26 protein-coding genes and 1 pseudogene are annotated in these 23,309 nt (G+C 57.8%); 18 read left to right on the forward strand and 9 right to left on the reverse strand.

The genetic code is table 11. The features are described from left to right. Window positions 1-279: 279 nt before the first annotated feature. From HY308_07155 to HY308_07195, 9 genes and pseudogenes are all read left to right on the forward strand, one after another. The gene (locus tag HY308_07155) at window positions 280-876 is read left to right on the forward strand and encodes a hypothetical protein (protein ID MBI3898059.1); all 597 of its coding nucleotides are present in this window, start codon (window positions 280-282) and stop codon (window positions 874-876) included. 249 nt (window positions 877-1,125) lie between these two features. Then, window positions 1,126-1,728 carry a hypothetical protein gene (locus tag HY308_07160; GenBank protein ID MBI3898060.1) on the forward strand — a complete coding sequence of 201 codons (603 nt, stop codon included), beginning with the start codon at window positions 1,126-1,128 and terminating at the stop codon, window positions 1,726-1,728. An 85-nt stretch (window positions 1,729-1,813) separates the two neighbouring features. Continuing rightward, window positions 1,814-2,008 (forward strand): annotated as a pseudogene (locus HY308_07165) (sulfotransferase). Between the two features lie 1,226 nt (window positions 2,009-3,234). Further along, window positions 3,235-3,663: a DUF2244 domain-containing protein gene (locus HY308_07170; protein ID MBI3898061.1), complete on the forward strand. Its 429-nt coding sequence runs from the start codon at window positions 3,235-3,237 to the stop codon at window positions 3,661-3,663. 51 nt (window positions 3,664-3,714) lie between these two features. Beyond that, window positions 3,715-4,857 carry a cytochrome c oxidase subunit II gene (coxB, locus tag HY308_07175; GenBank protein MBI3898062.1) on the forward strand — a complete coding sequence of 381 codons (1,143 nt, stop codon included), beginning with the start codon at window positions 3,715-3,717 and terminating at the stop codon, window positions 4,855-4,857. A gap of 34 nt (window positions 4,858-4,891) precedes the next feature. Beyond that, window positions 4,892-6,466, forward strand: a complete 1,575-nt coding sequence (gene ctaD / locus HY308_07180) for a cytochrome c oxidase subunit I (protein MBI3898063.1) — start codon at window positions 4,892-4,894, stop codon at window positions 6,464-6,466. Between the two features lie 142 nt (window positions 6,467-6,608). Further along, window positions 6,609-7,223, forward strand: coding sequence for a cytochrome c oxidase assembly protein (locus HY308_07185; protein MBI3898064.1), 615 nt, complete (start codon window positions 6,609-6,611; stop codon window positions 7,221-7,223). A gap of 32 nt (window positions 7,224-7,255) precedes the next feature. Further along, window positions 7,256-8,131, forward strand: coding sequence for a cytochrome c oxidase subunit 3 (locus tag HY308_07190; protein ID MBI3898065.1), 876 nt, complete (start codon window positions 7,256-7,258; stop codon window positions 8,129-8,131). Between the two features lie 120 nt (window positions 8,132-8,251). Then, a complete protein-coding gene (locus HY308_07195) occupies window positions 8,252-8,797 on the forward strand; it encodes an SCO family protein (GenBank protein ID MBI3898066.1) in 546 nt (181 codons plus the stop codon). Window positions 8,798-8,901: 104 nt separating this feature from the next. Here HY308_07195 and HY308_07200 read toward each other — a convergent pair whose 3' ends face one another. The 7 genes from HY308_07200 to HY308_07230 all read right to left on the reverse strand — a co-directional run bounded on the left by HY308_07200 (window position 8,902) and on the right by HY308_07230 (window position 14,842). Further along, a complete protein-coding gene (locus tag HY308_07200; protein MBI3898067.1) occupies window positions 8,902-9,408 on the reverse strand; it encodes a cytochrome c5 family protein in 507 nt (168 codons plus the stop codon). 1 nt (window position 9,409) lies between these two features. Next, window positions 9,410-9,730 carry a cytochrome C oxidase subunit IV family protein gene (locus HY308_07205; GenBank protein MBI3898068.1) on the reverse strand — a complete coding sequence of 107 codons (321 nt, stop codon included), beginning with the start codon at window positions 9,728-9,730 and terminating at the stop codon, window positions 9,410-9,412. Window positions 9,731-9,738: 8 nt separating this feature from the next. Next, on the reverse strand, window positions 9,739-10,476 hold the full coding sequence (locus HY308_07210) for a cytochrome c oxidase subunit 3 (protein MBI3898069.1): 738 nt from the start codon (window positions 10,474-10,476) through the stop codon (window positions 9,739-9,741). A gap of 2 nt (window positions 10,477-10,478) precedes the next feature. After that, window positions 10,479-11,129, reverse strand: coding sequence for a cytochrome c oxidase subunit 3 (locus HY308_07215; protein ID MBI3898070.1), 651 nt, complete (start codon window positions 11,127-11,129; stop codon window positions 10,479-10,481). 171 nt (window positions 11,130-11,300) lie between these two features. Further along, window positions 11,301-13,058, reverse strand: coding sequence for a cbb3-type cytochrome c oxidase subunit I (locus tag HY308_07220; GenBank protein MBI3898071.1), 1,758 nt, complete (start codon window positions 13,056-13,058; stop codon window positions 11,301-11,303). A 26-nt stretch (window positions 13,059-13,084) separates the two neighbouring features. Then, complete coding sequence (locus HY308_07225; protein MBI3898072.1) at window positions 13,085-14,494, reverse strand: c-type cytochrome; 1,410 nt, start codon at window positions 14,492-14,494, stop codon at window positions 13,085-13,087. A 126-nt stretch (window positions 14,495-14,620) separates the two neighbouring features. After that, window positions 14,621-14,842, reverse strand: coding sequence for a twin transmembrane helix small protein (locus HY308_07230; GenBank protein ID MBI3898073.1), 222 nt, complete (start codon window positions 14,840-14,842; stop codon window positions 14,621-14,623). Between the two features lie 152 nt (window positions 14,843-14,994). Here HY308_07230 and HY308_07235 point away from each other — a divergent pair, with 152 nt between their 5' ends. Genes HY308_07235 through HY308_07255 form a run of 5 tightly spaced genes read left to right on the forward strand, consistent with a single transcriptional unit; the run spans window position 14,995 to window position 18,768 of the window. After that, on the forward strand, window positions 14,995-15,645 hold the full coding sequence (locus tag HY308_07235; protein ID MBI3898074.1) for an SURF1 family protein: 651 nt from the start codon (window positions 14,995-14,997) through the stop codon (window positions 15,643-15,645). Then, window positions 15,642-16,244, forward strand: coding sequence for an SCO family protein (locus HY308_07240; GenBank protein MBI3898075.1), 603 nt, complete (start codon window positions 15,642-15,644; stop codon window positions 16,242-16,244). The genes HY308_07235 and HY308_07240 overlap by 4 nt, the downstream gene beginning before the upstream one ends. A gap of 7 nt (window positions 16,245-16,251) precedes the next feature. Continuing rightward, window positions 16,252-17,253, forward strand: a complete 1,002-nt coding sequence (locus tag HY308_07245) for a COX15/CtaA family protein (protein ID MBI3898076.1) — start codon at window positions 16,252-16,254, stop codon at window positions 17,251-17,253. Between the two features lie 26 nt (window positions 17,254-17,279). Beyond that, the gene (locus HY308_07250; GenBank protein MBI3898077.1) at window positions 17,280-18,203 is read left to right on the forward strand and encodes a protoheme IX farnesyltransferase; all 924 of its coding nucleotides are present in this window, start codon (window positions 17,280-17,282) and stop codon (window positions 18,201-18,203) included. Window position 18,204: 1 nt separating this feature from the next. Next, window positions 18,205-18,768, forward strand: coding sequence for an SCO family protein (locus tag HY308_07255; GenBank protein MBI3898078.1), 564 nt, complete (start codon window positions 18,205-18,207; stop codon window positions 18,766-18,768). A 28-nt stretch (window positions 18,769-18,796) separates the two neighbouring features. Here the strand turns inward: HY308_07255 and HY308_07260 are convergent, their stop codons facing one another. Together HY308_07260 and HY308_07265 are read right to left on the reverse strand one after the other, a co-directional pair. Then, entirely contained in the window at window positions 18,797-19,204 is a 408-nt protein-coding gene (locus tag HY308_07260) for a hypothetical protein (GenBank protein MBI3898079.1), read from the reverse strand. A gap of 15 nt (window positions 19,205-19,219) precedes the next feature. Next, a complete protein-coding gene (locus tag HY308_07265; protein MBI3898080.1) occupies window positions 19,220-20,707 on the reverse strand; it encodes a DUF853 family protein in 1,488 nt (495 codons plus the stop codon). 868 nt (window positions 20,708-21,575) lie between these two features. Here HY308_07265 and HY308_07270 point away from each other — a divergent pair. From HY308_07270 to HY308_07285, 4 genes are all read left to right on the forward strand, one after another. Then, window positions 21,576-22,055 carry a type VI secretion system tube protein Hcp gene (locus HY308_07270; protein ID MBI3898081.1) on the forward strand — a complete coding sequence of 160 codons (480 nt, stop codon included), beginning with the start codon at window positions 21,576-21,578 and terminating at the stop codon, window positions 22,053-22,055. After that, window positions 22,001-22,432, forward strand: coding sequence for a hypothetical protein (locus HY308_07275; protein MBI3898082.1), 432 nt, complete (start codon window positions 22,001-22,003; stop codon window positions 22,430-22,432). Before HY308_07270 ends, HY308_07275 begins: the two co-directional genes overlap by 55 nt. Continuing rightward, window positions 22,429-22,935, forward strand: coding sequence for a hypothetical protein (locus HY308_07280; protein ID MBI3898083.1), 507 nt, complete (start codon window positions 22,429-22,431; stop codon window positions 22,933-22,935). Before HY308_07275 ends, HY308_07280 begins: the two co-directional genes overlap by 4 nt. Continuing rightward, a partial coding sequence (locus HY308_07285) for a hypothetical protein (GenBank protein MBI3898084.1) occupies window positions 22,923-23,309 on the forward strand: 387 nt, incomplete at its 3' end. The genes HY308_07280 and HY308_07285, both read left to right, overlap by 13 nt.

The raw sequence follows: 23,309 nt of genomic DNA on the forward strand, positions 1-23,309 counted from the left end.
AACAAGAACGCGTTGCGACGACGGCGGCGCCCCTGTCGGATCCACCGTTCTAGGAAAATACCTCGTGCCGGTTTCTGTTTCCGACGAATTCGCTCAGGCGCTTGCCAGCATTTAGGCGCGGATTTGGACCGCCACTAACAGCAGGTAGTGGAAATCCAGGAAACTACCCGAGATGATGTTATCGCTCTGTTGCAAAACGTCGCGAAAGAACTGCAAGAAGGAACGTTCCCAATACGTACTCGGATAACTGCGAAAGGTTAGCAGAGCGGAGATGACGACATGACAATTTATCTACTTGACGCAGTCACTGATGACGAAAAACACGGCGATCTCGTCTTCGTCCGTGACGAAGACGCACGAGATTCTCGGTTTAAAGGGCAGTCGAAAACAGCCTGGAAACCGGTCCAGTTTGAGTGGTGTTTGGAGGAAAATCAGAAGCGCAAAAACCTCGTCATCAATGACTTTGTTTTGGTCACGGGTGCTGGTGTCGATATTGCCCTGAACGAGAAAGCCAAACGAATATTAGAGCTGGCTTTAGGAGCAGATGCGGAATATCTCCCGATTCGGGTAGTCGGTGAAGAATCCGAGTCTTGGTATCTTCTCAATATCATTCACCGAGTTGATAACGCGGTGGATCTTGAGAAAAGCCATTACATGGAACTTTCCACAGGAAAGCGCTTGCTACGACGCCCTGTGTTCATCGAACGGAATATTCCGGACAACCGAGTATTTGTTTATCCAAAAACTTACATTGAGCCGATGGTAAAGGGAGAGTTCTTGAAGGAGCTTGTAGCGGCTCACAATCTTAGGGGCTTGAATTTCCAGACTTGCGAATCCGTAGAGAACAATTTGTTGCCGAAGAGTGCCGCCGGTTAAGTAACAACACACTACGGGGCGTCACGAACATCTCGCGCGCCCCAATTTTTTTACCCTCACACAGAAAAAAATGATCAACTTATTTTCACGCCGGACCAAGGTGTCAGAATTGTTGAATCGATAAATTAACGCATCATCGATCATGTTCGGGTAACAATCGATGCATGCAATCGGCGGTGGCGCGCTTTTCAACGATACTGACCCTTTGATTCGTTCTCCGCGATCCGATAGAACAGCAGGGGTAAGCACATGACAGTTTACCAACTTAGCACCACGACTAACGACAAGAAGTTAGGCGCGCTAGTTTTTGCCCATGAAAATGCACCAGGCGAAGAGGCGCATGTGGCGACCGGCCATATGAAGGAAAACTGGAAGCCGATGCAGTTCCAATGGTTTCTAAACAAGAATCAAAAGCGCAAAAACCTAGTCGTTAATGATTTCGTTCTAGTCTTCGGTACATTCGTAAACATCGCGTTAAACGAAAAAGCTCGGAAAGTATTGGAGCCGGCACTAGGTAGCGACGCAGAATTTTTGCCGATCAAGCTAGTTGGAGAAGAGTCCGAGGCGTGGTATTTGCTCAACGTGGTTCACAGAATTGACAATGCAGTATCTGCAGAGAAAAGCCACTACACCGAACTTTCTACGGGAAAACGAGTATTAACCCGCCCTGTTTTTGTCGAGAACAACATCCCGAATGATCGAATATTTGTGTATCCGTACGCGTATCACCGGGCAGTAATCAAAGGCGAGTCTTTAAAAAGTCTCGTAGCGACCCACAAGTTAACAGGTTTGCTTTTCCATGTCGCCGAAACTGTAGAAGGTGGCACATTGCCAAAAAGTGCGGCAGGTTAGTAACAGCATGATGAGGGGGCGCCAAGAATACTTCGCTCCCCAACTTTTTATCGTAACGTGGCTGTTTACCTCCTTGATGCGGTGAGAAGAGTTATTAAGGCTATTCCCGGAGATGCAATTCCTCAACGTCGTGCGAGATCCGCGCGCACAGGTAGCATCGATGAATCGGGCCATCATTCATGATTTTGATACGATATTGAATGCCGAGACTTGGATCGAAGCGCATCGCGTAGCCCGAATGCTCGCCGAGCGCCATCCGGAACGGGTAATGACGATTCGGGGAAATTCGGCAATGACGATATATTTACTTGAGACTGCATCAGACAGCGAATCGGAAGGTGATCTGGTTTTTGCCAATGAGATCGAGACCGGCGACGACCGTCAGAGATTTAAAGGCCGCCCAAAAGAAAATTGGACGCCGATTCAATTCAAATGGTTTTTGAACAAAAAGAAAAAGCGCGACGATCTAATCATCAATGATTTTATTCTTGCAATTGGTGCGGGCGCGGACATTGTAATAAACGACAAGGCAAAAAAAATCTTGGCACCCGTTCTTGGCGATGATGTTGAGTACTTGCCGATTGACGTGAACGGAGAAGAGCCTAATTCGTGGTACCTTTTCAACACCCTGAATGATTTGGATAGCGTTGTGGATTTCGATAAAAGCCACTACATGACGCTTTCTACCGGGAAACGCATCCTCACGCGCCCGGTTTTTGTTGAACAGAACATTCCCAATAACCGAGTGTTTGTCATTTCAAAGATGTACAACAGAATATATGTAAAGGGTGAATTCCTGAAGGAGCTTGTAGCGGCTCACAAACTGACAGGTTTGCAGTTTCATCCCTGCGAAACCATAGAAAGCGGCCCGCTGTCGAAAAGTGCCGCCGGGGTTAAGTAGCGGCACTACGGGGTGTCGCGAAATATCGCGCGTCAGTCCTTCTCGTTACCGAAGCCAACAGCCCAGCGACCACTAAGGAAGACGTCATCGACGTGTTGCGAGAAGTCGCTAAGGGGCTGGTTGACGGGTTCAATTCACTGAATCGCTGGCAAATTACGGGTCAATTGGTTCCTTAGCCTTGAAGACGCGGTGAGGTGATGGCGGTTATCTAATCCTCACGCGTTTACAAACTATTACTATTAAAGGAATCGAGCCCACGCGCAACTTATCGCCCCGATTTTGCCCTGATTAAATCTCGATGTTATTGCTCTACACTCCATCGTCGGCAGCGACTGCAGCGCCCCTAGCTGCCCGCGTCACCCGTTGCAGCACCCTATGGCGTGTGATAATTTTCGCGCGCCCCAAAATCGGGGGAGCGTGCCGTTCCCCGCCTTGCCCCGATCGAAAGGTGATCGCGTCAAGGTGAACCCTTGCGGCGCGCGGTCGGCGAAAGATGCCTTGCTTAACTGTCGGTACACGCAGGCATTTCTGGTTCTGCCCCCATGAGTGATAGGCGCAGTAGGTCGAGCAGGGAGAGGCGCGACAGCGACACGATCCGTTTTGTCGTGCGCCCGAATCGCTCTTTGCCGGCAACCGGTATCGTTGGGTTATTCGTGGCGTCGGCGGCGATAGTGCTGACGGTTGGGGTTGGGTTTACGTTGGCAGGAGCATGGATGGTCTTGCTGTTTGCCGGGCTCGAGGTTGTCGTTATTGGTGCGTTATGCGCCTGGCTGTATCGCCATCTCGACGATGCCGAGCAAGTGGTTATCGACGCCGAGCGCGTACGATTGATCCGGCGAATCGGCGGCAGGGAATCGCACGATGATTTTCCGCGGTATTGGGCGCGTGTCGCCCTGGACCGCAGCCAAGACGAGCACCGCCCTTCGCGGTTGCAGATCGGGTCGCACGGCAGGTTTGTGAGCCTGGCCGAATATATTAATGAAGGCGATCGACTAGTCTTGGCAGAGCAGTTACGGAAGGTGTTGCAGCCCTGAGGCGCGCCCGGTTCCGGATCCGTTTTCGATTCTAATTTTTGGGAGACAAGCATGTGCGTTGTTCGTAGCCAAAGCCGTGTCGGCGTCCGGTCGTTGGGCGCGCGCCTGATTCTCGGCATCGGGCTGGCGCTCGTGTCGGGGCTGGCGGCGGCCGATTACGGTCTCAACTTCCAGCGTCCGGTCACGTCGATCGCGCATAAAGTCCTCGAGTTGCATAACCTCATTTTCGTGATCTGCGCCGTGGTCGGCATGGTTGTGTTCGCGTTCATGTTCTATTCCATCATCGTCCATCGCAAGAGCCGCGGTTATAAGCCGGCGACGTTTCACGATAACGTCAAGCTCGAAGTCCTATGGACCGTGGTCCCGTTTCTGATCCTGGTCGGCATGGCGATTCCGTCGACGGCGACGCTGCTGAAAATGAGCGATACCAGCAAGGCCGATATGTCGGTGAAGATCACCGGTTATCAGTGGAAGTGGCGTTACGACTACCTCGACCAAGACGTCGGTTTCTTCAGCACACTCTCCACCCCGCGCGAGCAGATCGAGAACAAGGCCGACAAGAGCCGGACCTATTTGCTCGAAGTCGACCAGCCGATCGTATTGCCGGTCGGTAAGAAAGTCCGTCTGCTCATGACCGGCAACGACGTCATCCATTCTTGGTGGGTGCCGCAGCTCGCCATAAAGACCGATGCCATCCCCGGCTTTATCAACGAAGCCTGGACCAAAATCGACGAGCCCGGTATTTATCGCGGCCAGTGCGCCGAGTTGTGCGGCAAAGACCACGGCTTTATGCCGATCGTGGTGCAGGCCGTCAGCCAAGAAGAGTTCGACAAGTGGGTGGTGGCGCAGAAGCAGCAAGCCGCCGCTGCCGCGAACGACGTCAATAAGGTATGGACTAAAGAAGAGCTGATGGCCAAAGGTAAGCAGGTATTCCAAACCTGCGGCGCCTGCCATGGCGCGAACGGCGAGGGCATCGGTCCGTTCCCGAAGCTTGCGGGTAGCAAGACCGTCACCGGTCCGCTCGCCGACCACATCAAGACCGTACTCAACGGCCGGCCGGGTACGGCAATGCAGGCGTTCGGCGCGCAGATGAACGACGCCGACATCGCCGCCGTCGTTACTTACGAACGCAACAGCTTCGGTAATACGACCGGCGACGTCGTCCAGCCTTCCCAAGTGAAGGCGGCGCGCTAACAGAATTGGTAGATGGGTAGAGAGGAGATTAGCAATGGCATCCGCAGCGGCACATCACAACGATCATCATCCAACCGGCATTGGCCGGTGGCTGTTCACCACCAACCACAAAGACATCGGCACGATGTACTTGCTGTTCTCGCTGTTCATGTTCTTCGTGGGTGGCGCGATGGCGTTGGTCATCCGCGCCGAGCTGTTCCAGCCCGGCCTGCAAGTTACCAATCCGCACTTTTTTAACCAAATGACCAGCATGCACGCGCTGGTCATGATCTTCGGCGCCGTCATGCCGGCGTTCGTCGGCTTTGCCAACTGGCAGTTGCCGATGATGATCGGCGGCCCGGACATGGCGCTGCCGCGTATGAACAACTGGTCGTTCTGGATCTTGCCGTTCGCGTTCACGCTGTTGCTGTCGTCGCTGCTGTTCCAGAGCCAAGGTGGCGCCCCCGCCGGCGGCTGGACCATGTATCCGCCGCTGTCGATGCAGGGCGGCATCGGTACCGACATGGCGATCCTGTCGATCCACATGATGGGAATCTCGTCGGTGCTTGGCGCGATCAACGTCATCGCCACGGTCTTGAACATGCGCGCACCCGGCATGACGCTGATGAAGATGCCGCTGTTCGTCTGGACTTGGCTCATCACCGCGTTCCTGCTGATCAGCGCGATGCCGGTGTTGGCCGGCGCGGTCACCATGCTGTTGACCGACCGCCATTTCGGTACCAGTTTTTTCAATGCCGCCGGCGGCGGTGACCCGGTGCTGTTCCAGCACGTGTTCTGGTTCTTCGGGCACCCTGAGGTGTACATCCTGATCCTGCCGGCATTCGGTCTGGTGTCGCAGGTAATCCCGACGTTCTCGCGCAAGCCGTTGTTCGGCTACGCGTCGATGGTGTACGCCACCGCGTCGATCGCGTTCCTGTCGCACATCGTCTGGGCGCACCACATGTTCACCGTCGGCATGCCGATGACGGGCGAACTGTTCTTCATGTTCGCCACCATGCTGATTGCGGTGCCGACCGGTGTGAAGATTTTCAATTGGGTTTCGACCATGTGGCGCGGATCGCTCAGCTTCGAAACGCCGATGCTGTTCTCGATCGCGTTCGTGTTCCTGTTCACCATCGGCGGTTTGTCGGGCTTAATGTTGTCGATCGTGCCGGCCGACTTCCAATATCAAGACACGTACTTCGTGGTCGCGCACTTCCATTACGTGCTCGTTACCGGCGCGGTGCTCGCGATCTTCTCCGGCGCTTACTACTGGTTGCCGAAGTGGACCGGCCACATGTACAACGAGACGCTCGGCAAGACCCACTTCTGGTTGACCGTCATCGGCATGAACCTCACGTTCTTCCCGATGCACTTCTTGGGATTGGCCGGCATGCCGCGCCGTATCCCGGACTACAACGTGATGTTCACCGATTTCAATCAGTGGGCCACGGTCGGCGCGTTCCTGCTCGGCTTCTCGCAACTGTTGTTCGTGGTGCTCGTGATTAAGACGATCCGCGGCGGCAAGAAGGCGACGAACCAAGTGTGGGAAGGTGCGCACGGTTTGGAGTGGACGCTGTCGTCGCCGCCGCCGTACCACAGCTTCACGACCGCGCCGGTAGTGAAGTAGCGAATAACGCGGGCGCTGATGACAGTGACGCACGGGCGATGATCGATTCGGTTAAAAGACGCCGGCGTATTGCCGTCACCGCCCTGATTGTCGGCGCGATCGCGTTGGCGTTTTATATCGCCGCGTTTGTTAGATTTTGGCAATGAGCGCGAACGCTCCGGCAACGGCTAATCGGCGGACCGCCATCAAGCTCGCATTGACTGCCGTCGGCATGTTTGCGTTCGGTTATGTGCTGTCGTCGTTCTACGATCAGATCTGTCGGGCGGTCGGAATCGGCGGCAAGACCGGTCGCATAGAGCAGCAGGCGGTCGGTCCGGTCGACAGCCGGCGGACGATCACGATCGAATTTACCGGCAACGTCACCGACGGCTTACCGTGGGAGTTTCGGCCGCTGGTAAAGCGCATCGAGGCGCACCCGGGCGAGACGTTGACGGTCCGCTACTACGTGCGCAACACGACCAACGAAACGATTACGGGGCAGGCGATTCCGAGTGTGGCACCGGCACGAGCCGGACCGCACTTTAAAAAAATCGAATGCTTTTGCTTCACTCGGCAGACGCTGAAGGCGGGTGAGGTGCGCGAGATGCCGGTGCGTTTTGTGGTTCAGCCGGCGCTCGCGAACGATGTGAATACGATTACGCTGTCGTACGCGTTCTTCAACGTCGACAAAAAGTCGGCAACGAAGTACGGCGGCAGCGCCGCTCCGGAGCAAGGTCATTCGCATGATGACCACGTTTCGGCGGGCGACAACGGCTAGATTTTAAAAACATCTTGAAAGGGGATACCCCAATGGCAGCTGCACACGGTAAGTATTACGTGCCCAACCAGAGCGCCTGGCCGCTCATAACTTCGTTCGGTCTGTTCATTACAGCGATCGGCGCGGTTCTGACGATCAACACCATCCGTCCGGGCGGTTGGGTTCTTCTGGCTGGCTTGGCGGTGATCGTGCTCATGATGGTCCGCTGGTTCGGCGACGTCATCCGCGAGAGCGAAGGCGGTCTGTATAACGACCAGGTCGATCGTTCATTCCGTTGGGGCATGTCCTGGTTCATCTTCTCGGAAGTGATGTTCTTCGCCGCTTTCTTCGGCGCGCTGTACTACGCGCGCGCATTCTCGGTCAATTGGATTGGTGCCGATGACCTGCTGTGGCCCGGTTATGACGCTACTTGGCCAACCGCCGGGCCGAAGGGTCCGGAAGTGCTCCCCACCGGCACACTGCCGGGCGACAACCAATTCACGCCGATGGCCGCCTTGGGTATCCCGGCGCTCAATACGCTGATTCTGCTGACTTCCGGCGCCACGCTCACGTGGGCGCATTGGGGCTTGTATAAAGGGAATCGCGCACAGCTGATTACGGGTTTGTTCCTGACAGTTGCGCTCGGCATCTCGTTCATCTGCTTACAGTCGTTCGAGTATGCGCACGCCTACCTCGAGCTCGGGCTCACGCTCAAGACCGGCATTTACGGCTCGTTGTTCTACCTGCTGACCGGCTTCCACGGGTTTCATGTGACGATGGGCACGATCATGTTGATGGTGATCCTCGGACGCGCGCTCAAGGGGCATTTCCGTCCGAACAGTCATTTCGGCTTCGAAGCGGTCGCGTGGTATTGGCACTTCGTCGACGTGGTGTGGTTGTTCCTGTTTATCTTCATCTACTGGATCTGACGGATCGGTCTGAACAAATCGGTAAAATTCAGCCTCACCCTCGCGGCCGTCGCCCTGACGGCCGCGGCCGCCGGTGTCTGGTTAGGCATCACCTACCAAGAAAATAATGCGCGCGCGGTTTTGCTGCCCGACCGCGTCGTTACCGTCTTGCCCACTCCCAAGCCGCTGACCGACTTCACGCTCGTCGACCATCAACGGCGGCCGTTCACCCTGAAAAATTTCACCGGCAAGTGGTCGTTCGTATTTTTCGGTTTCAGCCATTGCATGGACGCGTGCCCGACCACGTTGGCGGCGCTGGCGCAGGTTCGCGCCGACTTGGCCAAGCAGGGCGGCGATGCTGACGTTCAATTCATCTTCGTATCGGTCGACCCAGATCGCGACAGCATCGATAAGCTGGCGCAATACGCGAGCTTGTTTGATGCGAGCTTCATCGGCGTCACCGGCGTGGACGCGCAGCTGCGGCAACTGGCGGGCCAGTTAGGCGCGTCGTTCCAGGCGACGCATGCCGCCGGCGCGGAAAACTATCCGGTGATTCACAGCATGGAAGTCTTTCTGCTCGATCCGCAAGCGCGCTATCGCGCGGTGTTCCGGCCGCCGTACGAGCCGGCGGAGATCAGCTCGCGGTTTCGTGTGTTGCGGGAGTTGGATGTGGGGAGTACGAAGTGAGCGCGGGAATTACTAAGTTACCCCTCTCCCTTGTTCCCTCTCCCGCAAGGGGAGAGGGAGACGCAAAGATAAGCTTCAGAGGGGTTTGGTGAATTCGCGAGGCATTACTTCGACTGCGCCGTCATGAAGTCGACCGCACTCTTGACCTCGGCGTCGCTCAAGCCCGGATTCCCACCCTTGGGCGGCATCACGCCGGCGCTTCCCTGTTTCCCTTTGAGCGCGCTGGTGTACAGCGCATCCTTGCCCTTGGCGATGCGCTTGGCCCACTGTGTTTTGTCACCGACCTTCGGCGCGCCGGCGATGCCGGCGCCGTGGCAAGTCACGCAAACCTCTTTGTACACCTGCTGGCCGTCGCGCTTGGTCGCGGCCTCGGCGACGGCGACGACTTGTACCGGCGCGTCGGTCTGCGCGCCAGCGACGTTCACATCGCCGTAGGGTTTGATGCGGTCGGCCATCGTGGTGTTGTCGCCGAGCAGCGGCTGACGTTGCTCGGCGATGGCGTCCGGAATCGAGCGGTGATGATCGACCAGCAGATAGACGAACAGTGCGAGCGCCGTGCCGAGGCTAAGGAAGATCGTCAGGTGCGTCTTGTAGCTTTTTTTCGGTGTCATATCATGGCGTTCCGAAGAACACACCGCGCGTGAAGAACGTGTAGTCCGCCTCCACGGCGCCGATGCCGACGAACACCAGCAGCGCCAGCGTCGGCACCAGGATCGCGTACACCAGCGCCAATCGCTCCCACATCATGTGCATGAACACGGCCACGATCAGGCCGGCTTTCAGTAGCATGAAGATGAGAATCAGCGTCCAGCGTGCGTAACCCTGGAAGTGAAAGTAATCGACGAGATACGACAAGGCGCTGAGGACGAACAGCAGTCCCCAGATCTTGAGATAAATGCCGATCGGATGTTGTTGCCCTTGCGCGTGTGCCATAGCCACCTTCACCAGAGATAGAAGAGTGCAAAGATGAATACCCAAACGAGATCGACGAAGTGCCAGTACAGCCCGAGGATTTCGACGATCTCGTAATTGCCCTTACGCCCGGTGAGAAACCCCGGGCGCTCGCGGTCCAGGTCGCCGCGCCATACCTTCACGGCGGTGATGATCAGGAAGATCACGCCGATGGTGACGTGAGTACCGTGAAAGCCGGTGATCATGAAGAACGCCGAGCCGAACTGGGCCGCGCCCATCGGGTTGCCCCACGGGCGCACGCCTTCTTCGAAGATCAGCTTGGTCCACTCGAACGCCTGCATGCCGACGAAGGTGGCACCGAACAGCGCGGTGATGAGCAGCAGGATGAACGTGGTCTTGCGGTCCTTGCGGTAACCGAAGTTGACCGCCATCGCCATGGTGCCGCTGCTGCTGATCAGGATGAACGTCATGATCGCGATCAGGATCAACGGGATCTTGTGGCCGAACAGCGTCAGCGCGAACACCTCGCTCGGATTCGGCCACGGCACCGTGGTCGACATGCGCACGGTCATGTACGAGATCAGGAACGTGCTGAACACGAAGGTGTCGCTCAGCAGGAAGATCCACATCATGACCTTGCCCCACGGCACCTGCTTGAACGCGCGCTGGTCCGAGGACCAATCGCTGACGATGCCTTCGACGCCGGGTTTCAGCGTCAGCGTCGGTGGAGTGAAGGGCGATGCTTGATGGGTCGCATGTTCGCTCATCGTTATCGAATTCCACAAAGCTTGAGGAGCAGTTGCAGGTTGTCGCCCGAGAACAGCAGGCCGAACAGCACCAGCCAGACGAGCAGCAGGAAATGCCAGTACGTCGCGCACAGCTCGACGCTCTGGCGAATGCGCGAGTGCTCAACGTCACGCCACGCGTTCGGGAGCGCGCGCGCCCAGGCGACGAGTCCGCCGAGCAGATGCACGCCGTGGATCGCGGTGATCATGTAGAAGAACGCGATCGCCGGGCTCGCCATGTCGAAAAAGGTCAGCGCCCGCAGTTGCTGCCAGGCGAGGAACTGACCGATCAGAAAGATCACGGTGAATACGCCGCCGGCGATGAGGCCGGCGCGCATGGCATCGAGCCGCGCGCGCCGCACCGCGAACACCGCCCATTGCAGGGCGACGCTCGCAAGCACCAACATGAACGTGTTGACCCACAGCAGCTTTTGCTGCGGCGCCGGGCGCCAGTCTTCGTAGGCCATGCGGTCGCCGTAGGCGGTGATCAGCAGCAGGAACAACACCGTCACCACCGCAAGGAACATTCGCAACGCAATTTTCTTCGCGCGTCCCGGCGTGGCGATGCGCAAATAATCCACCGAGCCTGGCGTTGTCAGCCAGGGTTTTTCCGTCAGTTGGCCGTAGAGACTCATGGCGTCGCGTTCCTTCTGCTCGCTGACATCGTGGCACGTAACTCCCTCCCCCTCAGGGGGAGGGTTGGGGTGGGGGTGGGTTTGTTGTGGCGCTGTGCCGAAACCCACCCCCACCCTGTCCCTCCCCCTGAGGGGGAGGGGACCCAGCAGCAAGCATCGAGGTTCATGTCGTTACGCGTTCTTTCCTGGCGGCACGTTCTGCGGAATGAAGTCTTCCTTCGCCCCCGGCACGCTGTAGTCATAAGCCCAGCGATACACCACCGGCAAGGTCGCGCCGAAATTGCCGTGTTGCGGCGGCGTTTCCGCCGTCTGCCATTCGAGTGTGGTCGCATTCCACGGATTGCTGCCGGAAGGTTTGCCCTTGAAGTAGCTCGTGATCAAGTTGTACAGGAACACCAGCTGCACCGCGCCGACGATCAATGCGGCGATAGTGATGGCGGCGTTCAGCGATTGCGCCGACGGCGGAATGAACTCGGTACCGGCATTGGCGTAGTAGCGCCGCGGTACACCGAGGAAGCCCAAGTAATGCATCGGGTAATAGATCGCGTAGGTGCCGAGGAACGTGACCCAGAAGTGCAGCTTGCCCAACGTGTTGTTGAGCATGCGGCCGGTGATCTTGGGGTACCAATGATAGATCGCGCCGAACACCACCAGGACCGGCGACACTGCCATCACCATGTGAAAGTGGGCGACCACGAAGTACGTATCCGACAGCGGTACGTCGACCGTGACGTTGCCGAGGAATAGGCCGGTCAGGCCGCCGTTGACGAAGGTGAAGATGAAGGCGATGGCGAACAGCATCGGCACGGTGAAATGAATATTGCCGCGCCACAACGTCAGCACCCAGTTGTAGACCTTGATCGCGGTCGGGATCGCGATGATCAACGTGGTGGTGGCGAAGAAGAATCCGAAGTACGGGTTCATGCCGCTGACGTACATGTGATGCGCCCAGACGACGAAGCTCAAACCACCGATGGCGATGATCGCCCACACCATCATGCGATAGCCGAAGATGTTCTTGCGCGCGTGCACGCTCAGCAAATCGGAGACGATGCCGAACGCCGGCAGCGCAACGATGTAGACCTCGGGATGGCCGAAAAACCAGAACAGGTGCTGGAACAATATCGGGCTGCCGCCGGCGTGATTGACTTGTTTGCCGGCGGAGACGATCGCCGGCATGAAGAAGCTGGTGCCAAGCAGGAGATCGAGCAACATCATGATGGCGCTGACGAACAGCGCCGGAAACGCCAGCAGCGCCAGCACTGTCGCCATGAAAATGCCCCACACCGTCAGCGGCAGGCGCATCAACGTCATGCCGCGCGTGCGTCCCTGCAGCACCGTCACCACGTAGTTCAGGCCGCCCATGGTGAAGCCGATGATGAAGACCGCGAGCGACACCAGCATGAGGATGATGCCCCAACTCGCGCCCGGCGTGCCTTTCAGAATGGCTTGCGGCGGATACAGCGTCCAGCCGGCGCCGGTCGGTCCGCCGGGCACGAAGAAACTCGCGACCAGGATCAACACCGCCAACAGATACAACCAATAACTCACCATGTTGACGTACGGGAACACCATGTCGCGCGCGCCGACCATCAGCGGGATCAGGTAGTTGCCGAAGCCGCCGAGGAAGATCGCGGTGAGCAGATACACCACCATGATCATGCCGTGCATGCTGACGAACTGTAGGTAATTGCCGGGTTCGATAAGCGAGAAGTAGTGCGGGAAGCCGAGCTGCAGCCGCATCAGCAGCGACAGCGTCAGCCCGACCAGGCCGATCGCGATCGCCGTGATCGAGTATTGAATCGCGATGGTCTTCGCGTCTTGGCTCCAGATGTACTTGCCAATAAAGGTTTTCGGATGGTAGAGCTCGACTTCCTCGATCTCGGCCGGTGGAACTACGGCCGATTCATCATGGGCAACATAAGCCATCGCGATATTTCCTCTTGACGCTTTAACTATGGATTCAGTGCGCTCACTTTTTGCATCGAGTTGTTGTTATTCGCCTTCGCCGCCAGCGTATTGATGTAGGCGACGACATCGGCGATTGCGCGGTCGTTGGTTAGGATCGCCGCCATCGACACCATCTGTGGTCCGAACGAATCCCGCGCGTGCGTGCCGCGGACGCCTTGCCGGAAATTCTTCAACTGCGTGACCAGATACCAATCGCTCATGCCGGTTAGGCTCGGAGCGTTCAGCGCCTGCACGCCTTCGCCGCCGTCGCCGTGGCAGGCGGCGCAGGTCTGGAAACGCCGCTCGCCGCTGCCGGCATCGCCGGCGACAGTCGTTGCCGCCGGCGGCGCCGGCAGCGTTTTGATGTAGCCGACGACGTTGTCGATGGCGGCGTCGTTAGCGAGCGTCGCCGCCATTGGCGCCATGGTTTTTCCGTAGGCGTCGTTTTCGTGCGTGCCGCGCGCGCCGAGCTTGAAATTCTGCAGCTGCCGTTTCAGGTACCAGTCGCCTTGACCGGCGAGCTTCGGTGCATGCAGATTCGGATTACCTTCGCCCTGTGGACCGTGACAGGCGCGGCAGGTGCCGCTGTAGAGTTGCTGGCCCACGGCCAAATTGACCGCCACCGGCTTCATGGTCTGGGCGAACGTCGGTTGCGCCGCCAACCATGATTGAAACCCCGCGTCCTCGTCGACCACGACCTTGCCGCGCATGGCGAAATGGGCGATGCCGCACAGTTCCTCGCACAACACGTCGAATCGGCCGGTACGGATAGGGGTGAACCAGAAAAAAGTAACCACGCCTGGGACCAGATCCATCTTGGCGCGGATCTGCGGCACCGTGAAATTGTGCAGCACGTCCTTCGAGCGCAGCAGCAGTTTCACCGGTTTGTTCAACGGCAGATGCAATTCCTGGTTTGGAATCAGGACGTCGTCTTTGCCGTTGGGATCGTCCGGGTTGATGCCGAAGGGATTGGTATCGGTGACGAACTTGGCGTCGACCGCGCCCAAGGTGCGGTCCTTGCCGGGGAAGCGATAGGTCCAGTACCATTGTTGGCCGACGGCCTCGACCGTCGCGATCCCTTCCGGTGGCTCGACGTACTTACCCCATACGAATAACCCGGGTGCCAGCATGGCAGCGACGCCGATGGCAGTCAGCCCGGTGAGCCAGCCTTCGAGCTTTTTGTTTTCGGGTTCGTAGGCGGCGCGGCGCGCCTTGTTGTAACGGTAGCGGACCACGGCATAGGCCATGAACAGGTTCACAGCGACGAATACCGCGCCGGTGACCCAGAACGTGAGGCTAACCGTGTCGTCGATCATGCCCCAGTTGGAAGCGATCGGCGTGAAATACCAGGGGCTCAGGAAATGAAACAGCACTGAGCCGATGACCAACAACACCACTGCAAGAGCAATGATCATAGTGGCCTGCCTATTCCTTGACGTGGCCTAGTGTAGTGAGTCCTTGGTCGGAGAGAAATAGCCCGGCGCAATTTTACCGATGCAAGCGACGCGACCTGGACCGGGGTGCTCCAAAGCGCTGTGCGTTCAGCGACCCGGCGCCGGCGAAAGCCCTCCGGGCGGAATGATGCCGAAGTAGAGTCCGGCGATGAGCAGGATAAACAGTGTCAGCGACAGCCCGATGCGCCATGTCAGCGCCTTGACCATGCCGGTGCCTTGGCCTTTGTTGCGAAACAATAAGACAAGTGCGGAAAACAAGCTGACGAACACGAGCAGGAGCATGAGGACGATGAAGATTTTAATAAGCACGACGGCTCCAGGCGCAGTGGCGAAGCGCGATTATACTAATAAGTTAATGTGTCGGTGACGGTCGCCGAACGGGAGGATGGGTGATAGCGGTAAGGCGAGCGCTGCCGACGGTGGTGGCATTCCTATTAATTGCATCTTTCGGAGCGCTCGGCATGTGGCAGCTGCAGCGGGCCGATGAGAAACGCACGCTCCAGGCGGAATACGACCGCCGCGCCGTGCAAGCGCCGATGGTAGTCTCGAGCACCGTGCAACCGGCGGCGGCGCTGCAGTTCTCTCGCATCGAGGCGCGCGGATTTTACGAGAGCGACTATCAGCTGTTGCTCGACAACCGAATCCATCAAGGGATGCCGGGATATCACGTCATCACACCGCTGCGTATCGACAACAGCGACACGCGCGTGCTGGTCAATCGCGGCTGGGTGCCGCTCGGCGACGATCGCGCGACGTTGCCGGTGATCGATCCGCCGGCCGGGCCGGTGACGGTCAGTGGGATTGCGACCGTGCCGCATGACGGTTTGGCGCTCGGCGCGCCGCCGCCGCTGACGCGCGCGCGGCCGACAGTCTGGCCGCAATTCGATCTCGCGCGCTATGCGCGCTCGGTGCCGTTTCCGGTGCAGCCGGTAGTGATTCTGCTCGATCCGCGGAGTCCGGCCGGCGGTTATGTGCGCGCCTGGGCACGGCTCGATGCCGGTATCGCCGTGCATCTCGGTTATGCGGTCCAGTGGTTCGCGCTCGCGAGCACCGTGTTGGTGGTCTATGTCGTGCTGTGGCTACGCGCCAAGCGACGCAAGGATACGGAATGAAGACGAATAAGAACGGCAAATGGGTGTTGTTGGCGATCGCCGCGTTATTTCTCGCTGGCTTCATCGCCGCCTACGTGTTGGTCGCCATCGGTTGGCGCCCGAGCGTGACGAAAAACTACGGCGAGTTGGTGCAGCCGGCGCGGCCGATCGACAATGTCGCCGTGCGCGAGCTCGACGGTACCAGTGTCAACTTCAACAGCCTGCGTGGTAAATGGACCTTGTTGTATTTCGGATCGGCCGAATGCTTGAAACCGTGCGTCGACAATCTTTACAAGATGCGGCAACTGGTCGATGCCCAAGGGCAGCAAGCGCATCGGCTACAGCGCGTGTTCGTCGTCACCGACGCGCGTGCGCTCGACGCGTTGCGTTACACGCTGGCGGATTATCCGCAGACGCGGGTACTGCTCGGCGACACCGAGTCGGTGCGGCAATTGGCTATGCAGTTCGCGCTCAAGGCCGGTAGCCCGCTCGACAATCTGCATCGCCTGTACGTCGTCGATCCGATCGGCAACTTTATGATGAGCTATCCGGCCGACGCCGACCTCAGGCGTATGAACAAAGACATCGGCCTGTTGTTGCGGACGTCGCAGCTCGGTTGAGGCAATCGTGTTCAGCAAGAGCAAACCCGCCCGCTTTTTCCGCCTCGCCTGTGCCGCGACGTTTTTTGCGTTCGCCGCGGTCGTGTTCGGCGCCTACGTGCGCCAGGCGGACACCGCGCTCGGTTGCCCCGACGGCCCGGCGTGCGCCGCCAAACCGGTAGCGCCGATTGTGGCGATGGCGGCGCTCGGCGACCACAAGAACCCACAGCGCCCGTGGCAAGACATGGTCGAGCGCTACATCGCCGGCGCGCTCGGCCTCATGATGATCCGGCTAGCGGTGCTCGGCTGGCAACTGCGCCATCGGCCGGGGCAGCAGGTGGTGATCCCGCTGGCGGTGTTGGTGCTGGTCTTCGGCTTGACCGCGGTCAGCGTGTTCACCATGGACCTGCAGACCAAACCGCTGGTGCTGACGATAAAGTTTCTTGGCGGGTTGCTGATTGTCGCGTTGCTGTGGTGGGTGGTGCTGCGCCAGCAGCGCATCTTCCGTTCGGTAACGCCGACGCCGATGACGCGGCAGCTGCGCTGGCGCGCCTTGTTCGCGCTGGTAATCGCACTGCTGGCGATCGTCTCCGGCAGCTGGTCGACCACGAACTACGCCGGCCTCGCCTGTCCGGATTTCCCGATGTGCCAGGGCCAGTACTGGCCGGATGCCGACTTCGCCGGCGGTCTGCTGCGCTGGCAGGCGGAAGGGCTGGCGTTCGACCGCACCGAGCTCGATCTGGCGGCGGCGACGGCGATCCAGCTGACGCACCGCGCCGGCGCCCTCATGGCGCTGCTGTATCTGGGCTGGTTCGCCCTGCGGCTGTTGCGCGTCGGCATCCAGGAAAACCTCTGCCGCTATGGCCTGTTGCTACTCGTGATGCTATCGTTCGCCGTCGCGTTTGGGATAATGAGCGCCGTCGGCGGCCTGGAACTTTCGGTCGGCGTGGCGCACACGGCAACCGCCGCGTTATTGTTCCTAACCCTGGTGACGATCTATCACGTGCTTCGCGCGCCTAGTCGCTCATGAAAACCGAAACATCCGCCCGTCCAGCCATGCATTCATCCACCGGCCCCCGTAGCGTCCGTTTGTTGGCGCGCGAATACTTCGAACTCACCAAGCCGCGCGTCGTCGCGTTGATCGTGTTCACTGCCGTCGTCGGCATGTTCTTGTCGATGCCCGGTTTCTTGCCGCTGGTGAAATTCATCTATGCCACTCTCGGTATCGGCTTGGCCGCTGGCTCGGCGGCGGCGTTCAATCATATTCTCGATCGCAAGGCCGACGCGCTGATGGCGCGCACGCGCGCGCGGCCGTTGCCGACCGGCCAGCTGACGACGCGCGAAGCGTTGCTGTTCGCGAGCCTGATCGGCGTCGTGTCGATGGCGATCCTCTGGTTCGGCGTTAATGCATTGACCGCGGCGTTGACCTTCTGCTCGCTGATCGGTTACTCCGTGGTCTACACGCTCTATCTCAAACGCGCGACGCCGCAGAACATCGTCATCGGTGGTGCCGCCGGCGCCGCGCCGCCGGTGCTCGGCTGGACCGCGATGACCGGCGAAGTTGCGAGCGACGCGTTGTTGTTGTTCCTGATCATCTTCATCTGGACGCCGCCGCATTTTTGGGCGCTCGCGCTCTATCGCCGCGAGGAGTACGCCAAGGTCAACATCCCGATGCTGCCGGTGACGCACGGCCCCGAGTTCACGCGCCTGCAAATTTTGTTCTACACGATTCTGCTCGCGGCGGTCACCTTGTTGCCGTTCGCGACGCACATGAGCGGCTGGCTATATCTCGTCGGCGCCATCGGCCTCAACATCGGTTTCCTTTATTACGCCTGGCGCTTGTATCGCAACTACAGCGACGCGCTGTCGCGCCGCACGTTCAGTTATTCGATTCAGTACTTGTCGCTGCTGTTCGCGCTGTTGTTGATCGATCACTATCGCGTTGCCATCCACGAAGCGTTGTATTCCGCGCTGTACTGACATGAGTCGATTCATAGGTTGCGTATTCGCGCTTTGCTTGTCGGCGTGTACCGCCGACGCACCGGCGTTTAAAGGAACCGACATCAGCGCCGTCGATTGGGGCAAGGACGTGACCCTAACCGCGCATACCGGCAAACCGGTCGCCACCGCCGATTTTCGTGGCAAGGTAACGCTGCTGTTCTTCGGCTTCACTCATTGCCCCGACGTCTGCGCACCGACATTGGCAAAACTGGCCGCCGTGCGTAAAGAACTCGGTGCCGACGCGCAACGGGTGCAGGTCTTATTCGTTACTGTCGATCCCGCTAACGATAGTCCGCAACAGCTCGCCGCATTCGTTCCGAAATTCGATCCATCGTTTATCGGCTTGACCGGCACCAAGGACGAAATCGCCGCCGCTGCGCGCGAATATCGGATCGCTTACGAAGCGCACGGCGGGCAGGTGTCACATTCCGACGCGGTGTTGGTAAAGGACGCGAACGGTAAGCTGCGGTTGTTGTTCAAGAGTAGCGCCAGCGTCGCCGACATCGAGCACGATATTCGTTTGTTATTGAAGAACGCGGCTTAGTCGCTGCCGTGTTGTTGCTAGCAACTCGCTAGGCCGCGCCAGCGGACGTCAAGCGATCGACGATCAAGCCGTAAAATTCGTCTGTCATCGATCGAAATTCCCAACCGAGATGGGCCTCGCATTTTGCGCAGGCGGCGATGCGCCAAAAATATCCGGGGAACCAACTATCGGCCGCTGTCGGTATGCCGAACACGTTGCAACCCAGCGCTTGCCGGAAACAGGCGATGTGGAACGTGATGCCGAGCGGGTTGGTGCAGGTGTGGGTGTGACCGCTGTGGATCGCGACCCGATGATCGTCGTGCGTAATCAGATGACGACAGCGAGCGCAGAACAGGCGTTGCTCGCGCTTGGGTTCGCCGACAGCTTGCGGCGACTGCTTACGTTCAAGCTCATTTTGCGGATCGAAGAAGCAAAGATGGGCAAGAACGAAGTCCATGTCGCCGCTACCCCGCTAGCGTCGACCACCGAGCAACGAGCCGAGGACACCGCGAATAATTTGGCGTCCCACCTGACTGCCGATCGAGCGCGCCGCGCTTTTCATCATCGCTTCGGCCATACCTTCGCGCGAACGGCCGCCGCTTTTCGGGCGTGAGCCCATCATCTCGTCCCAGATGCTGCCGCCGGACGTCGCTGCGGTCGCAGTAGGTTTCGTCGGTTGGGTCGACACTACTGCGCGCGCCTTCAAAACTTCGTAGGCCGATTCGCGATCGACCGGCTTTTCATAGTGCCCGTACAACGCCGAATTTTTGATGACCGTCTGTCGCTCTTCGGTAGTCGCCGGACCGATGCGGCTCTCCGGCGGCACAATGAACGCGCGCTCGACCGGTGTCGGACTGCCTTTCTCGTCCAACGTAGATACCAGCGCCTCACCGACTTCGAGTTCGCCGATCACTTCCGCGACCTTCAATGCCGGATTGGCGCGGAATGTTTCTGCCGCCGCCTTCACGGCTTTCTGGTCTTTCGGCGTAAACGCCCGCAACGCATGCTGCACGCGATTGCCGAGCTGGCCGAGGATGTCCTGCGGGATATCGAGCGGATTTTGCGTGACGAAATAAATGCCGACGCCTTTCGAGCGTATCAGACGCACAACCTGCTCGACTTTTTCGAGCAATGCTTGCGGTGCGTCGTCGAACAGTAAATGCGCTTCGTCGAAAAAGAATACGAGTTTCGGTTTGTCGCGATCGCCGACTTCCGGTAAGCGCTCGAACAGTTCCGCCAGCAGCCATAACAATAACGTCGCGTACACCTTCGGCGATTGCATCAGCTTATCGGCGGCGAGCAGGTTAATCGTGCCGCGACCGTCGTCGGTTTGCATGAGATCGTCGAGGTTCAGTGCCGGCTCGCCGAACAATCGGTCGCCGCCTTGTTGCTCGAGATTGAGCAGGGCGCGTTGAATCGCGCCGACTGAAGCGGTGGAGATGTTGCCGTATTCGCTGGTGAAGTTCTTGGCGTTCTCGCCGGCGTACTGCACCAGCGCCCGCAAGTCTTTGAGATCGAGCAACAGCCAGCCGCTGTCGTCGGCAATCTTAAACAGCGCCGCTAGTACCCCAGCTTGAGTCTCGTTGAGATTGAGCAGGCGGCTGAGCAACAGTGGTCCCATTTCAGAAATGGTGGTGCGTACCGGATGACCTTGTTGGCCATAGACATCCCAATAACAAACGGGATAACCCCGTTGCTCGTAGTTCTCCGGTGTCAGCTGCTTAAGACGTTCGACGATGCGCGGACTATCGCTGCCAGGTTGGCTAATGCCCGAAAGATCGCCCTTCACGTCGGCCATGAACACCGGAACGCCCAAGCGCGAAAAACCTTCGGCCAAGGTTTGCAGGGTCACGGTCTTGCCGGTGCCGGTGGCGCCGCTGATGAGTCCATGGCGATTCGCCATGCGCGGCAATAGAAAAACCGGTTGCGTGCCTTTGCCTAAATAAACAGATTCAGCCATCGAAGCAGTCTCGCGAGTGGGGGCGTCGGCGGAAAGTATAAAGCCATCGCTGACGATTTTTGCATTGAGAGTAAGAGAATTCCGCAACACCCATAAGAATAAATATCGCGTTCCTGAATCGCCTGAATTAACGCTGCTTACGATATCCGCGCGAGTGATTGGGATATCGCTTCACCTGCACTTAAAAATAATCACCAAGGCTTTGTCTATGACTAGCAGATGGGTCGTCGGGTTCGCGCCGATGCGTGAGTTCTATGACGGAAGTCTGATGCCACTACTAAGTAGTAGAGAGCGCCCGACGTGGCGTTCTTTACGTAGGTCTACGCTACACCGTGTATTTTTTTTGAACTCGTCAAAGCTGTAAGCCAGGCGATGCTTGAGGGTCGGATCTTCGGGCACACCTAACTATTTGGACCAAGGCGATATGGGGCGGGCGTCGAGCTACGTCGAACAAGCGTTGCGCCTGAGCCCCGAGTATGTCGGCATGCCCGTGCCCATGGGCAGGGTATGTTAGCGGCGCCGATCGGGATTGCATGGTGGGCGCTGGTGCTCTGCAACTGGATCGGCCCAACTCTGTTCAAGCGATTGCTCAAAAAAGAGCTGGATAACGTCTCCCTCAGGCCGTTTTAGAGTGCCGCCGGCGCTATCAGTCTTGACCGTTTTTTGAAACCCGCGCGACAATGCGATGCGCACGCGATAACGCCACATAACATCCGTCGTGCGCCACACAATGGACGTGCAGGGAGAAAATATAACGATGGCCTGTTCCTTTCCGATCGCTTGGAATGGCGGTCGACTTGTCACCCGCTTTCTTCTATGCCCGTCGCTTGCTTGCGTTTCTTAACAACCATCAACGGAAGATCCCACTATGTCTATTTTTGCAAAGCTCGACGGCATCACCACCCAAGGCCGCGTCGCCGACCAAGGCCATGCCGGTGGCGAATGGATCGCAATCGATTACTGGAACTGGGGCACGCGCCGCAAGATTACCTCGGCGAGCAGCACGCGGTTCGACCGCGAGTCGACCACGGTTCAGATCACCGACCTTTGGATCGGCCGGCGCATGGACAGTGCCACGCAGTCGATCGTCTTGGCCGCTTGTTGTGGCACCGGGGTAACCGCCACGCTACGGCTCACCAAAACCGGTACCGGCTCGGGTGCGGATGTGTTTGCTGAATATGTCTTCCGCAATTCGTTAATCAGCCAATACAAAACACGAAAGAGCAGGCGATTGCACGTTATCAGAAGCGGCAGGCGACGGCACGACCTGTTGTTTATCTCGAATATTTTGATGTGGATGCTGTTTTCCGCAAGGGGGTATTTAAAAAAGAGGAAGGGGGGCAAATAAAGTACGAAACCACGATTGAAATCATTCGCTACCATGAAGATTTCCGGCCGATGTTAAAAAGGAATCGCGACGGAACAATGGGGCCTAAAACGGATGAAATCATTACCTATCAAGAAAATGGTCTATTGTATGCGTTGCGCCTGTCAGGCGGTGTCTCACTGTTTGACGGTCCGAATCCGAAGCTTGCGTTAAAAAAGAATGAGTGCTGGTACCTGTTGCCTCGTGAAACACCTATCCCACCTGGCATTATAATTGCCAAGGATTTGGAGCCCTTTAGAGGGCTCACCCATTACGCATTACAACCAGCAGAAGATATATTGAGAAAAGAGCTGCAACGAAGACTTGCGTTACTTGAGCGCTATGCCCGACCGTTATGAGTGAAGTCAAAGAACTTAAGCTCCAGGAGATCATCGCTATCCGTGTCGCGATGGAGCATCAAATCTTGTATATGAAGCACCAGCTCGATGAGCATGATCGTGGCATCCATACATTGGGTGACGATGAATTCAGTGAAATCGCAGATGGGATATATTTTTATGAGTCCCGCGTAGATCGATTTCAAAAAGCTGAAAAAGAAGCGTTCGGTCTCCGAGATGCCGCTAATCCTGACGCCGAACCGTATCCCGGTTCGGCGGCGGATACTCTGGTGATACTCGAATTTAAGGATGTTTCTTATATACGGTTTGCGCTTGGTGGCGAAGTCGGTTGTATCAAAAACGAATTGCAGGACGAAAACCTCGATGAAGTTAAACGCCGCCGCCTGCAAAATGATTTAGCGCTGTATACCGAACTGTACGATGTTTTTCGCACGACCGAAGCCATGGCCCCTAAGCTCCGTCAGCTACCGCAAATTGCTCTGCGACGGAAATGGAAGTTCTGATTGAGAAGGAAGTCGCCGCTATCCGTGTAGCGCTCGAACACGAAATAGCGCATATCAAGCACCAGTTTGATGAGCATGATCGAGGTGTTCATGTTCTTGGCGACGACGAATTCAGCGAGCTAGCGGATAACTTGTATTGGTACGAGCACCAGCTTCTCTATGATTTTCTTAGAGCGGAAAGAGAAGCCTTCGGTCTGCGCGACGCTACCAATCCCGAGGCTGGACCATATCCAGGTACAGCCTCGGATACTCCGGTGATGCTGGAATTCAAGGACGTTTCTTACATTCGATTTGCGCTCGCTGGTGAAGTCGGTTCCATCAAGAACGAATTGAGAAACGAGAATCTTGATGAGGACAGACGCGGCCGCCTGCAA

It is taken from the genome of Gammaproteobacteria bacterium (assembly GCA_016199745.1).
Lineage (GTDB): Bacteria > Pseudomonadota > Gammaproteobacteria > Acidiferrobacterales > Sulfurifustaceae > JACQFZ01.